Genomic DNA, 15,962 nt, shown 5'->3' on the forward strand with positions numbered 1-15,962 from the left:
CCTTCTTTCCTATTTTAATGTTCCGCTAAACTTTTTCAATTGGCGCAAAACTTGCAAGTAGTGGTTTGATTCCGGTTCCGGGAAAGGCAATATCCAGCTGCAGATCATCTCCGCTACCACTGACTTTGACAACTGTTCCCACTCCCCATACTTTGTGTTTCGCTTTTTCTCCGACTGTCCACTCCAGCTTTTCTGCCCCGCTGTTTCCGGTAGGATGTGAAGATATCTTTGATTTAACTTTCTTTTTAGCAGTTTTAGAGAAGGGATCATTTGCACTGCTTCCAAACCCTTTATACATACCGCTGGAGAAAGGCTTTAATGTGTTGGACTCTTCTCTTTCAACTGCGTCCTCATCAATTTCATCCAGAAAACGGGAGGCTCGATTCGCCTGAACTCGGCCATATATGGTTCGGCTCGATGCATTTGTTAAAAAAAGTTTTTCTTCTGCCCGGGTAATGCCCACATAAGCCAGACGTCTTTCCTCTTCCAGTTCGTCTTCATCCAGTTCTGCACGAGATAGCGGAAATAATCCTTCTTCCATGCCAATCAAGAATACAACAGGGAATTCAAGCCCTTTTGCCGCATGGAGTGTCATCAGTGTCAGTTCACTCGTCGGCTCCTCCTCCAGAGAATCGATATCGGAAATCAGAGAAAGGTCCGTCAGGAAATCAATCAATCCTTTTTCTTCCTGTTCTTCTTTGTCATATTGCTGGGTTACTGTCAGAAACTCTTCGATATTCTCAACGCGTGTTTCTGCTTCAAGCGTGCGTTCTTTCCTCAAAGTTGGCAAGTAATCTGATTTATCCAGCACTTCTTCTGTCAGCTCTGTAATACTCAAAAAATCGGCCATTTTACGAAAGTCCTGTATCATCATTGCAAAGCTTTCCACTTTTTTAGCTGCCCGCGGTGATAAATTAATACTAGAGGCATTGAGCGCAGCTTCGTACAAACTCCAGCCCATTTCTTCCGCAGCTGCAGCTAATTTTTCAACCGTGCTCGTTCCAATACCTCTTTTTGGTTCATTGACTACACGTGTGAAGCTGAGGTTGTCTTTCGGGTTGGCAAGCAAAGTCAGATAAGCCAGTACATCTTTAATTTCTTTGCGATCGTAGAATTTATGACCGCCGACCATGCGGTAAGGAATATTCGTTTTGATCAGCGTTTCTTCCATTACCCGTGACTGGGCGTTTGTACGGTACAGAACCGCAAAGTCACCATACTGCTTTTTAGAATCTTTCTCCATCTCTTTTTGCAGCTGCTGAACCACAAAACGGGCTTCTTCATGCTCATTACCGGCTCGGTAATACGTAATCAGTTCGCCGTCTGTATTGTCAGTCCATAATTTTTTGTCTTTACGATTTACATTATTCGCAATAACAGCATTGGCTGCTTTTAAAATAGTCTGAGTTGATCGGTAATTCTGTTCCAGGAAGACAACTTTAGCATCCGGATAGTCTTTTTCAAAGTTCATGATGTTTTCCATATCCGCACCGCGCCAGCCATAAATACTCTGGTCGGCATCTCCCACTACACAGATATTTCGCAGCTTGGCAGCCAGTAAGTTAACCAGTTTATACTGTGCATGGTTTGTATCCTGATACTCGTCGACGTGAATATACTGGAACTTGCTCTGATAATAATTGAGTACGTCTTCGTGTTCTTCAAAAAGTCTAACCGTAAGCATAATCAGATCATCAAAATCAACAGTTTCAGATTGTCTCAATTCTCTTTGATAATTTACATAACAGTCCGCAACGATTTTACTAAAGTAGTCGTGGGCTTCCTGCTGAAATTCTTGCGCGTCCTGAAGCTTGTTCTTCGCATTACTGATTTCTGAAAGAATGGCTCTTGGGTTATGTTTTTTTGGATCAATATTTAATCGTTTAAGTATTTTTTTTATAAGCGTGACTTGTTCTGACGGGTCAGCGATTGTAAAAGATGAACTGTACCCTATGCGGTCTATTTCTCTCCTCAGGATAAGCACACACATCGAGTGAAATGTGGACACCCACACGTCTCGACCGCCTTCTTCAATCAGTCTTGCCACTCTGCTCTTCATTTCCGAGGCAGCTTTATTGGTAAAAGTGATTGCCAGGATATTCCACGGACTAACCCCTTTTTCTTGAATCAAATAGGAAATACGGTGAGTCAAAACTCGTGTCTTCCCTGATCCGGCACCGGCCATTATCAGAAGGGGGCCTTCGGTATAGGCAACTGCCTCTTTCTGTTTGGGGTTCATACCCGCTAAAATGTCATCTCGCAGTACCACTTTATCCTTCCTTTCATCTCTTCATACATTGTTTCATTATACAGAAAATAAAGCTCTGTTTCCACATTTCCAGACAATGATTCAGACTTTAGTCACCTGCTGTTCGTGTCTTTTCAGACTAATTAGACTGCTTTTGTAAAAAGCTTAATAAGAGGCAGTGCTGTTAAAAACCCCCATCAACTGACAAGCAGTTGATGGGGGTTGAATATCAGTCGATACCTTGAATCACATTGATTAACAGCTGGTTCAATAAAATACGAATTTCTCTTCTGGCATAAACAAAATCGCCTGATTCGATTTTCGTTTTTATCTGCTGATAATGAGTGAATTTTGTCTGACGACTGCCGGTCAGTATTTTTGCCATACCGGGTTCCACCTGCTGGAGCTCTCTGAGGGTTTTTAGAACCAGTTCATTAAGGTAATTATTCTCATGATAAGAAAATACACCTTCCCAGAAATGAATCTCACCCGTTTCAAATTGATTAGAAGACTCTTTAATACTTTTATCCATTTCACTCAGACTCGTCTCTAAATTTGTACCGTTGATGTCTGCCTCAGATTGTTCCAGCGTGAAGAGGATATGTTGGAAAAGAGCTTCAAGCGTATATAGCCTGTCTTTAATAGCCTTAAGCCCCAGTTCAGTCGACTCTACAAAGACACCTTTTCGAGGAACAATCGAAACCAGTCCGTCACTTTCCAAGCGGACAAAGGCTTTCCGGACTGGTGTGCGGCTGCTGTCAACAAGCTTTGCCACTTCCAGTTCCTTAAGTTGTCTTCCAGGTTTCCACTCACCGTTTTCAATATTCTTTTTTATATAAACGTATGCTTTATCTTCGTACTTTCTTTTTCTTTCCATCTATTTTCCTCTAACTGAACGTGTCATTTAACTGATTTAGGGTTTCTCTAACATTTTCTGTAGCTACAGTAACATGACCGACTTCTTCTGTTGATTCACTGGCCTGATTTCCATAAAATGTGAAATCCCATTCTTCTTTTAACTGAGCCTGCGTATAAGCCTGATTCAACTTCTTCTGGCTGATTGGACGCATGACGAAAGACTTCGGCATGTTTAACTCAAGTTTGAATGGCCAGCCTGTTACCAGCTTAATAAGTGCGTTATATTGTGAAGCGCTCGGAAGGTTGAACGTAAAATGATTGGCTCTATGAGGGTGAGCAACAATTTCATTAACATAAAGTGCTCCACTCTCTGTCGAGAACACCTCCACTGCCATCACTCCGATAAAATCGATGTTTTCAGCTATCACTTTACCAATTCGTTCTATTTCAGCAGTAATCGTCTCGTTGACCCGTGCCGGAGAAATAGACTGGAAAAATACATCCTGCTCATACTTCATTTCAGTAACCGGATAAACTTGAACTTTATGGTTGGCATCTTTAACAATGCCGATGCATAGTTCTTTATCTGAAATAATCCAGGCTTCCAGCACACAAGTCCCGCGAGCTAGAAAGGACTCTGCACCTTTGATATCTTCTTCACCATACAGAACATAGTGCTGCTTGAACCGCTCGTCTGTGTTGTTCGTTTTAAGTACACAGGGAAAACCAATGCTTTTGACCGCTTCCGCGATGTCATCGACAGTTACTATAGTGGCAAACGGCGCTATATTTACGCGGACCGACTCAAGAAATGCCTTTTGAAGCATTCTATCCTGAGATACACTCAGCAGCTCCTCTCCTTGCGGCACAGAAACCGCCCGGCTAATTTCCCTGATGTGATTATATTGAACAGCTTCCGTTTCATATATTACCACATCGCTCTTCATTGCCAGGTTCATTAATCCCTCTTCGTCGTTCAAATCAGCTTGAATATGCCAATCTGCTATGTTTTTAGCCAGACAATTCGGGTCGGAATCCAATACACCCACACGGTATCCCAGTTTCTTTGCTGAAAATGTCAGCAGACGAGACACACTGCCTCCTCCAATTATCCCTATTGTACTGCCTGGTCTTATCCAGTTAGCCATATGACTTCACTCCAATTTTTACTCTTCCTCAAACGGATCATCTTTCGGGTTATCTCTCACTTGAGCTTTGTTTGTTTTCATACGCTTAGTCCAGAAACCGCCATTTATATATTTAGGCTCATATGAGATTACGAATGCTTTCGGTTCGATTTCATGTATCAATCTATACAGCGACCGCTCATTGGATCTTGGGGTTAGAATCTCGAGTACAAAACGGCTGCCTTCACGACCATAAGCTTGAGAAATGGTAACACCGTACCCGTCTCCTCTAATTTCTTCGGCTACTTCCCAGCCATTTTCCGGAACAATGGTGGTGACCAGAATGTGGCCCAATGCCAGCTTGTCTTCAATTTTCATGCCTGCATAGATACCCGCACCAAACCCTACAGCATACACCATGACATTGACTGCATTGTCCAGGTTATCAAGTACGAGACCTAAACCAACAACATATATGGCTACTTCAACCATTGCGACAAAAGGAGCAACGCTTTGGTACCCTTTCATCGTCAGCATAAGTCTAATAGTACTTAAAGTGACATACACAACATTGATTAAAAAAATCGCTATGAGCATTCCCCAATTTAAATCCACTAATCTATTCACACCTTCTATTTAATATGAAGAAGGGCCGAGACAAACGACCTGCCTCAGCCTGCTAGTAGAGTTCAGGTTTCCCCTTCGTTACTCTTCTTCATTTTCTTCATTTTCATTTTCGTCTGTACTTTCTTTACAAATGACAAGTGTACTGATTCGCGAGCCATCCATCTTATCGACAGTCATCTGCAATCCATTTACTTTAATTGTGGCTCGCTCTATTTCGGATGGAATACTCCCGTACTCTGTAATGAAATAGCCGGCTATTGTATCCACATCTTCAGAATCGATGGACGTTTCAAAATAATCATTAAACTTGTCGAGCGGGGTTGCTCCATCTACACTATAATGAATCTCGTCAATTTCTTCAATCAGTTTGTTTGATTCGTCGTACTCATCATCGATTTCGCCTACGATTTCTTCAAGTAAATCCTCTAAAGTTACAATGCCGACGACTCCACCATATTCATCATTTAAAATCGCCATCTGATTCTGTGTTCGTTTCATTTTAAAAATCAGATCATCAATAAAAATCGTTTCTGGAACAAATAGCGGTTCATTTGAAATTTCTTTCAAATCTATCGAATACAAGGGTTGATGTTTGGAAGCCTGAAGCAGGTTCTTCACATGGACAATCCCCAGTATATTGTCTTTGTCTTCAAAATACAGAGGAACACGTGAGTGCGGGGTTTCGAGCATCTCCTGAATATTCTCTTCGTTGGGATCATCGTAATCCAGCATAAATGCATCGGTTCGGGGGACCATTACTTCACGGGCAATCTTGTTATCCAGTGAAAGTACCCCTTTAAGCATTGAAAACTCATCCACATCGATAACTTCGTGCTGATGACTGTGTTCAATAAACGAACGGAACTCATCTCTTGTAATTGACTCTTCATTCGTCTCAAACTCCATAGGGATAATACGTTTCAGTCCTCTAAGCGCAATGTTCATAAACCAGACTAGAGGGAAGGCCACGACCTTTAGCGCATGCACCAATGATGACAGTGCCATCGCTGTATTATCAGGATTTTGAGTTGCTATAGCCTTAGGCAGCTTATCCCCAAATAGGATAAACACCCCTGTCATGAGTATTGATGAAATAAGCAGTATGACACTGTTATCAAAAATACCTGTCAGTTCGTAGGCAGATGTCAGAACTGAGACCAGTGAATACGTAAGCACACTAGCGATTAGGGCTGTAAGCATTAATCCAACATGGATTGTTGTCAAAAATGCATCCGCTCTATCGAGTAAGCTCAGGACCTTTTTCGCTTTTTTGTTGCCATCAAGCGAACGTTCCATCATTTTATTTGGATTTATTGATACCATGGCCAATTCCGCTGCTGCCAGCAGACCATGGATGACTATTAAACTGACTATAAGTAATATTTGCCCAATTAAGGGCTGAATACTCCAAGGGTCACTGTTCATAACTGTCTCCTTTTTTTCTTACCATTCTATAAAAAGCATGGTTACTATATCATACTGTTATCACGGTTACAATACTTATCATTACCTACTTTAACTATTGCACCGCATAATCACTTATCATGGGTTTTAACTCGTTCAGAAACGGACTGAATTTTTCAATGACGTCTCCGCTTCTTTGGCCTTCAAGAAAACCGAGGAAAGAGTACGTCTGATCATCTGCATCAAATACATACAGCATCCCGTTTGTGTCATTGCCTTCTTCACCGGCTACTTCGGCCGTACCTGTCTTGGCACCGACAGAATAGTTTAAATCTGATAAGTCTCTTGCCGTCCCGTTAGGATGTGTGACCGTTTCAATCAGAAGATCTCTCACAAGTTCAGCTGATTCTGCTGAAATAATCGGTTCTTGAATCGTCGTATCATCTTCAAGCAGTGTAGGGTAAGTTAGTTGCCCTGAGTTCAAAACAGTTGAATAAAAAACCAGCTGGTGAATACTGCTCATTAAGACTTGCCCTTGTCCGTAAGCTGTATCTGCCAATAAAGTTTCACTTTCGATTGCATTCTCATTGGCAAACTGCGCAGGTGACATCGAGAATGGCATTTGTAAGTCTTCCCCGAACGGATAACGGTTCAGTTCTTCTACAAATGTCTCCGTCCCCATGTCCAGCGCTTCCCTCGCAAAGTAAATGTTGTCTGAATAAACAAGAGCGGCTGAAAGATCCACATTGGACTCGGCATCATTAATTCGAGTAATGCTATGGTTGCCAAAAGCTTCCGTTTCCGGAGACCATTGCAGCCCTTCAATTTCATGAACATACTCTGGATCAAAATCATCCTGCTCCATCAGCAGGCTGGCCGTAATGATTTTAAAAGTTGAACCGGGTGCATAACGTGCTGTGTAACGATTGACAAAAGGTGTCAGTTCATCTTCATTATAAGCTGCATACTGTTCTGCTGTAATTCCTCTACTGAACAGCTGTGGATCATAAGAAGGTGAGCTGGCTAAAGCCAGCATTTCGCCTGTTTCAGGATGCATCACCGCTCCTGACCCCGGTTCACCATCAAAAGCTTCAAACAAATCAAGCTGTACGTCACTATCGACTGTCAGTCTGACCGACTGGCCATCTTCTTCATCATTTTCTATAACGACCTCTTTAAGTTCGTCCTGAGCATCCACGATGGTAATCTGTCCACCCGTGCGCCCTCTTAACTGCTCATCAAACACTGCTTCCATCCCGGTTTTTCCGACTATTTGACCGGAAGCCAGTGTTGGGTTATTTTCAATGTCTTCAGCAGTGACATCACCGACATAACCGACTAGGTGGGCAGCAGCCTCTCCAAGCGGATACAGACGGTCTGTCGTCTGCTGATACATAACCCCCTGGACCTCTGGTGTACTTCCAACATCAACTGTCTTGAAAGGCACCAGACTTTCATCAGTTACCCATGCCTGTCCCAGCAGGTTTTCAAGGTGACTGATGGATACATCGAATTCTTCACTGATTCTATCCAGATTTTCTTCTCTTTCTTCTCCCTCACCCAGCATGATTGGGTACAGACCGGCCTGATAGGCTTCTCCCATACCCGCCAGCATGTTCCCGTGCCGGTCGTAGATAGAGCCTCTTTCAGGTTCAGAGAACGATAATCTGACACTGTCGCCTTCTTCCATTCCAGGAAGAAGTAACGACGGAGACCAGACGATGGTTTTCTCGTTCTCTCCGTCTTCTACTTCCGTTTCATTGATGACTGTTTCGTACTGAAGGGATGGTAACGGCCCCAGCACTGTTTCCATCGAAAGCGAGTACTGGAGACTGTATTCGTCGGTCTCTTCATCAAGTGTGATAGCATACTCATCTACTGTGAACTGACTGGCCCCTATCCCTTGAAATACAGTTTCATAGCGACTGGCTAATTCTTCCGGTGTGTACCCGTACTGAGACATCGACTCATCACTGAGGTGCGCAGTAAACTCTTCATATCGGTTATCGGTCAGAGCAGATAGGTAGTCTTCGACTCGGTCTTCCACTGCTTCCTGCCTTTGGATAGCCTGCTGTTCTTCTCGCCAGTCACGGTAGAAAAACCAGCCGACTACTGCCAGAATAATTAAAACAATCCCTCCAGCAGCAAAACCGATCCAGCGTTTAGACTGTTTGTTAGACGACGTACTTCTTCTGTTCTTCAAGTCAGCAACTCCCTTTTATAACTTATTCTTCTTCAAAACGATCTTTCTCTCTTTCTCGGTAATCCATCATTTTCTTGCTGAAAAGTTCTCCATTTGATGGTGGGGTATAGGTGATGGCGTTCGCTCCGGCTTCGATGGTTTCCAGAATGCTTTCGTCGGTCGGTCCACCGGTTGCAATGATAGGAAGGTCCGGGTATTTTTCTCTCATCTGACGGACAATTTTACTGGTCTTTCCGGCTCCGGAAATATTTATGATATCGACTCCGGCATTAATTTTTTCTTCAATATCTGTGTATTCTGAGACAACTGTCATGATAATAGGAATATCGATTACTTCATTAATCCGTTTAATCGTTTCCGTTGGCGTCGGTGCGTTGATGACGACGGCTTTACAGCCATGGGATTCTGCGAAGAGAGCCATATTTGCTGAACGGATACCTTGAGTCGTCCCACCAGCAATTCCAGCCATAATGGAAATAGTTGAGACAGATGTAATGGCTCGTATAATTGCCGGATGTGGGGTAAATGGATAGACTGCCATAATGGCATCAGCATCATTATTCATTATCAGTGCAATATCAGTAGTAAATAGCAGAGCCTTAAATCGTTTTCCATTGATTAGTATTCCGCTTGACTTCCTAATGACTTCCGGCACTGCTACGTAATTTTGAAACAAATGCGTCCGCACATGCGGGTATCTTTTTTTATCCATTTTAAAAAACCTCTATTCTTTCAAGTTAATTATCGTACTCATATAAGCTGTATAACTCCACTATTTCAATCAGCTTTTCAGGATAAGTGGGATCCGTTGCGTAACCCGCCGATTTAAGCGCGTGGGCCGCTTCCTTGTAGTCGTCTGCTTCTAGAACGGGCTGATACAAATCCGGATTCCACTGTGTCCCCCCAGCAAGAAGATTGGCATAATCTCTCACTGATTCTTCCATTGAAGAATAGGTTCTAAAAGAGGCTCTGATTTCAATCCACTCTTCGTCATATTCAAGCGTGGCATAGGCAGGCTCTGAAGCAGATCCCTTGATGCCGAAATAATTATGCTCTCTGACAGACAAACCACTTTTCCCCCAGTTTGATTCTACAATAGCCTGAGCAATGGCAATGCTGGGTTTAATGCCGTGCGTTTCCTGAAGCGGAACAGCATAGCTGGCCACGGCATCTATAAAGGACTGCCGGTCATTAAATTCTGACTCTTGTTCAATTCTTTCCTGCTCTACTGAATGCGCCAAAAGTAGTAGCGTTGCTATAAACGCAAGTATTACTATCGTACTTCTTTTAAGCAAGGAAAGACCGTTCGTCTTCTTCTTTCTTTTAGACAAAGTCATTCCTCCTTTGTTATGAGTGACCTCGTTACATCTTTCATTATTCAACTGCCTGATATCTCACCAGGACAGATTACTTTCTTCTCATTTTACCATAAGTACAGCAAATCGTGATAGACGTGACTGTAAGATTCTCTCTCGTAGTGGATCTTTTTTGTTATAATAAAACAAATTGTTCACAGAAAGTGGGATTCCTTATTGGATAAAGTAAAATGGGGCATTATGGGGACAGATAATCTGGCCCGGCAGTTTGCAGAGTCAGTTGCTCCAGAGTCTGCTGAGTTAACAGCTGTTTCCTCTAGAACACTGCAAAAGGCTTTTGACTTTTCAGAAAAATACGCTTTAAAGAAAGCTTATGGCAGTCACGAAGAGCTTGCTTATGATCCAGAAATCCATAGTGTCTTTATCGCAGTGCCAGATAGCATTCTATAACATACTATTCTAACGGCATTGAAAGCCAAAAAGCATGTCGTTTGCATAAAACTGACTAGTTTAAACCCGCAGGATCGGGAAGAAGTATTTAAGCTGGCAGATAAAAAGAAGCGGTTCGTTTCTGATTCTATTGACCTATCAACATTATAGAATTTAGTGCTTCAAAAAAACTCAAGCAGCACCTCAGCAATCTGCTGGGGTGCTGCTTCCTTTTTAAACAGCTTCCGTTATTTTTTTTAATTGATGAGAAAGCTTATCCATTCCAATAAATCGAGCCATCCTCAGCACTTCTTTTCCATTAAAAAAGAGAAGAATGACGGGTACTGTAAAAACGGTGTATTCTCCAGACAGCTCAGGAATATGTTCCACATCGGCTTGAACGGTTGCTATCTGCTCGTATTCTTCTACGATGGGTTTAACTTGAGGAAGCACACCGTGGCAGACTGAACAGTGTTCACCGTATAAGAAGACAAAAGCCAAATCGTTCTCTTCAACCACAGCTCTCACTTCTGAAAGTGACTGGGCTTCTTGAAATCCATCCATTTTATTCCTCCTCCCTCTCTTCTATTTAATCTTGTGTTTTGAGTGCTTCTACCATATCTACACGTTTCAATTTGAAATGCATGACTAACATAACCATACTTGAGAAGAAGAACATCAGCAGGAATGAATAACCATAACTGCTTAAATTAATCTGTCTCGCAAAACGCATGATGTCTATCTCCGCTGTCTGAAGTACAAATCGGTGCATAAAGAACCCCAGGACAAAGCCCGATATAATGCCCAGGATAGTCAGCACAAAGTTCTCTCTGTACACATACATGGTCACTTCCTTGTCAAAGAATCCCAGAACTTTAATCGTAGACAGTTCACGGATTCTCTCAGACACATTGATATTCGTCAAATTGTATAGCACAACAAAAGCTAGAGAGGCAGCTGAAACTATCAGCACAACAGTTACGACATCCAGACTATCCATGGAATCCTGAAAAGCATCCTGGACTGACTCTGCAAATAAAACACCTTGTACGGCATCCTCATTGGTCAACAACTCACCCATTTGACTTTCATCCACTTCAGCTTCATCATAAACCAGCAGACGACTGTTGTATACAGCTTCTTCTCCAGTCAGACTTTCATAAGCTACTGGTGAAAGATAGACGTAGTGCTGAATATAATGCTCGACCACTCCAGTTACTTCGATATCTACTGTACCTGAATCATTCAGTTCTACCGAAATAACGTCTCCGGTCTCCACTTCCAGGAGGTCTGACAGCTTGTCGGTAATAATCGCTCCTTCAGCCGGCAGTGAAAGCTGTTCAGAAGTATCTTCCAGATTTCGAAGAACAATAAAACGACTCAATTCGTCTGGATCACTCGGAACCATCACGTTGACATCCTGTGATTCCTCCCCAAAACCGGCAGTTGCATTTTCCATACTGACTGCCAAGTCATCATCCAGTTCATCCAGGAATGCTAATGTCTCTTCATAAGATGCAAGCTGACTGTCCGATGCGTTTGTATTTTCAGATACGATTGCTTGGTATAAATTAATTTCACCAAACTGAATATCGCCGATATCGGCAATCGAATCCGACAACCCATAGCCGGTGAGGAGAAGTGCTGTTCCCCCGGCCACTCCAAAAATAGTCATCAGCATTCGCCGCTTGTACCTGAACAAGTTTCGCGAAGCCACTTTTTGGGTAAAGGTAAATCGATTCCAGATAAATGGCATATATTCCAGAAAGATTCGTTTCCCTTTTTTTGGGGCTTTTGGCTGTAACAGTGCAGCTGCGTTACTTCTCAAGGATAACCTCACAGAAATGAGAGTAGAGAGCCCTGTTGCCAGCAGTGCTCCTGCGATTGAGATAACTGCATAGGTCCAGTAAAACTGTGTGTCGGCAGATGGCAGGTTATACAGCGAACTGTATGCATCCATTACTACATTCGGGAAAATCCAGTAACCTGCAAAGAGACCAATTACTCCACCGAAAAAGGTAGCAATAAAAGCATAGGTAAAATACTTCATCGCAATGGTTCCATTACCATAACCCAGTGCCTTCAGAGTTCCAATCTGATTTCTTCCTTCATCAACCATACGTGTCATAGTAGTCAAGGATATGAGAGCGGCTAAAAGGAAGAAGAACACTGGAAAAATCTGTGCAATCGCACTGATGCGTTCAGCATTTTCATCAAATTCAGCATACCCTTGAAAGGAAGAGCGGTCGTTTATGAAATACTCAGGCTCTTCCAGATCTGCCAATTCTGCTTCAGCTGTTTCCAGCTCGTCAAGGGCCTCATCGATTTCTGCTTCCGCATCGGCTCGTTCCTCTTCAAATTCTGCTAAGCCTTCTTCATAGTCTGCTTCTGCTTCCGCCAGTTCACTCTCGGCCTCTTCCAGCTCCGATCGTGCCTGTTCCAGTTCTGTGTTCAGCTGATTTTCAGCCTGATTCAACTCTTCAAGCCCTTGGGCAATTTGAGCTTCCTGAGCTTCTATTTCAGCCCAGACTTCCGGGTCTTCAACTTGAGCGGCTTCAAGCTGGTTTCTGTTCGCCTCAATTTCACTTTGAGCAGCCTGTAACTCTGCTCTTTGGGCTTCAATTTCTGCTCTTGCCTGTGCTTCCTCATCTTCAAGCTCAGCCAGCCCAGCTTCATAATCCGCTAGGCCTTGATCTATGTCCTGTCTGGCCTCGTCCAGTTCCGCTTCGGCATCAGCCAGTTCTTGTCTGGATTCTTCGATTTCAGCGTAACCCTCATCTATTTCTTCCTGTATTTCCTCTGTCAGGTTCTCGAGCCGTTCTTCCGGCCGGTCTGCCAGTAGGTCTTCTACTTCTTCTTTCCGGCTCTCAATATACTGATTGTACTCAGCTGAGTAAGCCTCATAGCTTTGGCTTTCATCAAACAGCAAAAAAGCATCGGTATAGAATTCACTGTCAAACACACTTTCCGGAACAATTGAGAAACCGGCTAGTGTGCCCGTTCCTACTTGAGTGCCGCCTCGTGTTCCCCGCTCAATGTACCTCGGGTGATTGACAAAGCCAACTACTTCAAATTCAGTCTGATGGAAAAACTCTTCAAATTCATCCGGCGTACCCTCTTCTATCCTGACAGTATCACCAATTTCATATTCATCACGGTAACTTCCCGTGTTATCCAGTGCAATTTCATTGTCAGCTTGCGGCAGTCGGCCTTCCACAATGACCAGATTATTAATGGTCCGTTCGTCAGAGTAAGCCATCACTTTTGAAGACAAACCACTTCCCTCGAAAACAACATCTCTACTGTAAGTAAATTCTGCCTCGACCCCTTCCAGCTCTTCAATCAGGTCCTGATCCTGGTCTTCAAGCCCCATCGTTGAAAAGATATGCAGATCACTCAGCTGCGTATCTGTAAAGTAAGCATCAGCAGTATGGAGCATGACCGGTCCCGTTGCACTGAGTCCGGCAAAAAAAGCGACACCAATCATTATGATAGCGAATATGGATAGAAAACGGGTTTTTGACCGTCCAATTTCTCTAACCGTGTCTTTCCAGACGGCTTTAGTTTTCATAAATACACCTCAGTCTTAAAATGATTACCATTCTATATTCTCAACCAGTTCAGGCTGTTCGTTTACCGTAACCTTACGCACTTTTGCATTATTAATATCGATGACTCGATTAGCCATAGGCGCTATAGCGCGGTTATGTGTAATCACTACAACAGTAGCTCCAAATTCTTCTTTTGAACGCTGCAGCAAATCCAGTACGCGTTTGCCTGTTTCATAATCCAATGCCCCAGTAGGTTCATCGCACAATAGTAGTTTCGGCTGCTTCGCTAGCGCTCGGGCAATGGCCACTCGCTGCTGTTCTCCACCAGATAACTGCGCGGGAAAATTATCCATCCGATGCTCAAGTCCGACACTCTTCAGCACCTCAGTCGCGTCCAGTGCATCGGGTGAAATTTCTGCTGCCAGTTCGACATTCTCTTTTGCCGTCAGGTTTGGAATGAGATTATAATTCTGGAAGATAAAGCCGACATCATTTCTCCGGTATTCTGTGAGCTGTTTTGAATCAAACCCTACTATATTAGTTCCATCAATAATCACTTCACCACTATCTGCAGCATCCATTCCACCTAATATATTCAATACGGTCGTTTTTCCAGCACCACTTGGTCCAACAATAACTGCAAATTCATTTTCTTCGATATCAAATGTTATGCCGTCATTTGCTACTACAACCGTTTCACCGGACTTATATTTTTTCACTTCATTTTTCACTGATATATACGCAGTCATATTTCTCTCCCTCTCACTCTGTATCTTTATTATTTTATCATATTATTCCTGATTCAAAGTAAAAACCGCTTAAAATAGGCGAATATTCATACTTTCATCATATTTACAGAAAGACAGATGGCGACACCTCGACCTGCTAATCATCATTGTAAAAAAACCACGCACTCACCATCAGCAGAAACAGCTGCTAAAATTGAGAACGTGATTTTTAAATTGACTGTCATTATATTGCCAAACTGATTATTTCGTTCGCTCCAGGACAAACACTTTCAGATAATGTCCTTCTGGATAACCGGCGCTTACTGCAAAATCTTCCGGCAAGCCCTGCTCATCCATCAGATAAGCATCCACATCTTTTTCTTCCAAGGCATCATTGACCATTTCAAAGAAATCATCTCGCGACGTTCCCCATGAATTAGTAGAGGTTATCAGAATGCCGTTAGGTGCCAGAACCTCCAGGGCATCTTTAACCAGTTCTGTATAATCCGTGTCGACGCTGAATGTACGCTTTTTAGTGCGTGCAAATGTCGGCGGATCAAGGACAATCAAATCAAACAGCAGCTTATGTTTTTTCGCGTAGTCCAGATAGTCAAAGACATCCATTACTCTGATCTCATGATTATCCGTGCTTAAACCATTTAGCTCAAACTGTTCCTGCGTCCGTTCCTTGCTTCTATTTGCAACATCCACATTAACGGTTTTCAACGCGCCTCCCATTGCCGCAGCAACTGAAAAGGCACCTGTATAACTGAATGCATTGAGAACGGTTCGTCCCATTCCCCAGTCTTCCATGATGCGTCTTCTGACATTACGCTGATCCAGGAATAAACCTGTCATCCAGCCGTCATTCAAATAAGCTTTATAACGGATACCATTTTCTTTAATAGTGACTGATTCAACTTCCTTGCCTTCTACAAAACGGCTTTTAACAGGCGGATTAGGGTAGCGTAGTTTTTCATATATTCCGATGTGATCCGGGACCACAGCTTTGAAAGCTTTCAGAATAGTTTTCTTGAATGTATAAATCCCTTCACTATACCAGCTGAATACGTAGTAGCCATCATAATTATCGATAGTCAGACCACCAAGTCCATCGCCTTCTCCATTGAAAAAGCGGAAAGCCGTAGTCTGATCATCGGCATAAAAGGCACTGCGCGTATCCATGGCCTTTCTAAATAAATCTTCATAAAAACGGTCATTAATCTTAGTTTTTTCATCAAGTGACAGAACCCAGCCAGCTGTCTTCTTTTCATCACCTATATAACCTAAGGCTACGAATCGTCTAGCTGTGTCGACTATTTTAATCAAGTCGCCTTCTTCTGCTTCTGTTCTGTCTTTAAAGTCATAGCTTTCAAGCGCCGGATACCCTTTTTTTATACGGTTGGCTGCCAGTGATTTTACTTTTACTACTTTCACAATCCCACTCCTTCTTTCGCACCTAATCGTTCAC

At 42.9% G+C, this 15,962-nt stretch carries 13 protein-coding genes; 1 reads left to right on the forward strand and 12 read right to left on the reverse strand.

Annotated features, from left to right (window positions below; all coding sequences use genetic code 11):
- Window positions 1-25 precede the first annotated feature (25 nt).
- From pcrA to ACYVLS_RS01965, 8 genes are all read right to left on the reverse strand, one after another.
- Window positions 26-2,269, reverse strand: a complete 2,244-nt coding sequence (gene pcrA, locus ACYVLS_RS01930; protein ID WP_460320630.1) for a DNA helicase PcrA — start codon at window positions 2,267-2,269, stop codon at window positions 26-28.
- A gap of 208 nt (window positions 2,270-2,477) precedes the next feature.
- Window positions 2,478-3,125 carry a GntR family transcriptional regulator gene (locus ACYVLS_RS01935; protein WP_460320633.1) on the reverse strand — a complete coding sequence of 216 codons (648 nt, stop codon included), beginning with the start codon at window positions 3,123-3,125 and terminating at the stop codon, window positions 2,478-2,480.
- A gap of 10 nt (window positions 3,126-3,135) precedes the next feature.
- Window positions 3,136-4,254 (reverse strand): ATP-grasp domain-containing protein, encoded by a 1,119-nt coding sequence (locus ACYVLS_RS01940; RefSeq protein ID WP_460320636.1) that lies wholly within the window; start codon window positions 4,252-4,254, stop codon window positions 3,136-3,138.
- A gap of 18 nt (window positions 4,255-4,272) precedes the next feature.
- On the reverse strand, window positions 4,273-4,830 hold the full coding sequence (locus tag ACYVLS_RS01945; protein ID WP_460320700.1) for a DUF2179 domain-containing protein: 558 nt from the start codon (window positions 4,828-4,830) through the stop codon (window positions 4,273-4,275).
- Between the two features lie 108 nt (window positions 4,831-4,938).
- The gene (locus ACYVLS_RS01950; RefSeq protein WP_460320639.1) at window positions 4,939-6,285 is read right to left on the reverse strand and encodes a hemolysin family protein; all 1,347 of its coding nucleotides are present in this window, start codon (window positions 6,283-6,285) and stop codon (window positions 4,939-4,941) included.
- A gap of 94 nt (window positions 6,286-6,379) precedes the next feature.
- Window positions 6,380-8,467 (reverse strand): penicillin-binding protein PBP4(5), encoded by a 2,088-nt coding sequence (gene pbp4 / locus ACYVLS_RS01955; protein ID WP_460320641.1) that lies wholly within the window; start codon window positions 8,465-8,467, stop codon window positions 6,380-6,382.
- A 22-nt stretch (window positions 8,468-8,489) separates the two neighbouring features.
- Window positions 8,490-9,179, reverse strand: a complete 690-nt coding sequence (locus ACYVLS_RS01960; protein WP_460320644.1) for a beta/alpha barrel domain-containing protein — start codon at window positions 9,177-9,179, stop codon at window positions 8,490-8,492.
- 25 nt (window positions 9,180-9,204) lie between these two features.
- Window positions 9,205-9,804, reverse strand: coding sequence for a glycoside hydrolase family 73 protein (locus ACYVLS_RS01965; RefSeq protein ID WP_460320647.1), 600 nt, complete (start codon window positions 9,802-9,804; stop codon window positions 9,205-9,207).
- Window positions 9,805-9,999: 195 nt separating this feature from the next.
- Here ACYVLS_RS01965 and ACYVLS_RS01970 point away from each other — a divergent pair, with 195 nt between their 5' ends.
- Window positions 10,000-10,233 (forward strand): Gfo/Idh/MocA family oxidoreductase, encoded by a 234-nt coding sequence (locus tag ACYVLS_RS01970; protein ID WP_460320651.1) that lies wholly within the window; start codon window positions 10,000-10,002, stop codon window positions 10,231-10,233.
- A gap of 213 nt (window positions 10,234-10,446) precedes the next feature.
- Here ACYVLS_RS01970 and ACYVLS_RS01975 read toward each other — a convergent pair whose 3' ends face one another.
- The 4 genes from ACYVLS_RS01975 to ACYVLS_RS01990 all read right to left on the reverse strand — a co-directional run bounded on the left by ACYVLS_RS01975 (window position 10,447) and on the right by ACYVLS_RS01990 (window position 15,928).
- Window positions 10,447-10,776 carry a thioredoxin family protein gene (locus ACYVLS_RS01975; RefSeq protein WP_460320654.1) on the reverse strand — a complete coding sequence of 110 codons (330 nt, stop codon included), beginning with the start codon at window positions 10,774-10,776 and terminating at the stop codon, window positions 10,447-10,449.
- A 25-nt stretch (window positions 10,777-10,801) separates the two neighbouring features.
- Window positions 10,802-13,783 (reverse strand): ABC transporter permease, encoded by a 2,982-nt coding sequence (locus tag ACYVLS_RS01980; protein WP_460320657.1) that lies wholly within the window; start codon window positions 13,781-13,783, stop codon window positions 10,802-10,804.
- 24 nt (window positions 13,784-13,807) lie between these two features.
- Window positions 13,808-14,512, reverse strand: a complete 705-nt coding sequence (locus tag ACYVLS_RS01985; protein ID WP_460320660.1) for an ABC transporter ATP-binding protein — start codon at window positions 14,510-14,512, stop codon at window positions 13,808-13,810.
- A gap of 240 nt (window positions 14,513-14,752) precedes the next feature.
- A complete protein-coding gene (locus ACYVLS_RS01990; protein ID WP_460320662.1) occupies window positions 14,753-15,928 on the reverse strand; it encodes a class I SAM-dependent rRNA methyltransferase in 1,176 nt (391 codons plus the stop codon).
- Between the last annotated feature and the right edge of the window lie 34 nt (window positions 15,929-15,962).

This window comes from Alkalibacterium psychrotolerans (assembly GCF_054784355.1).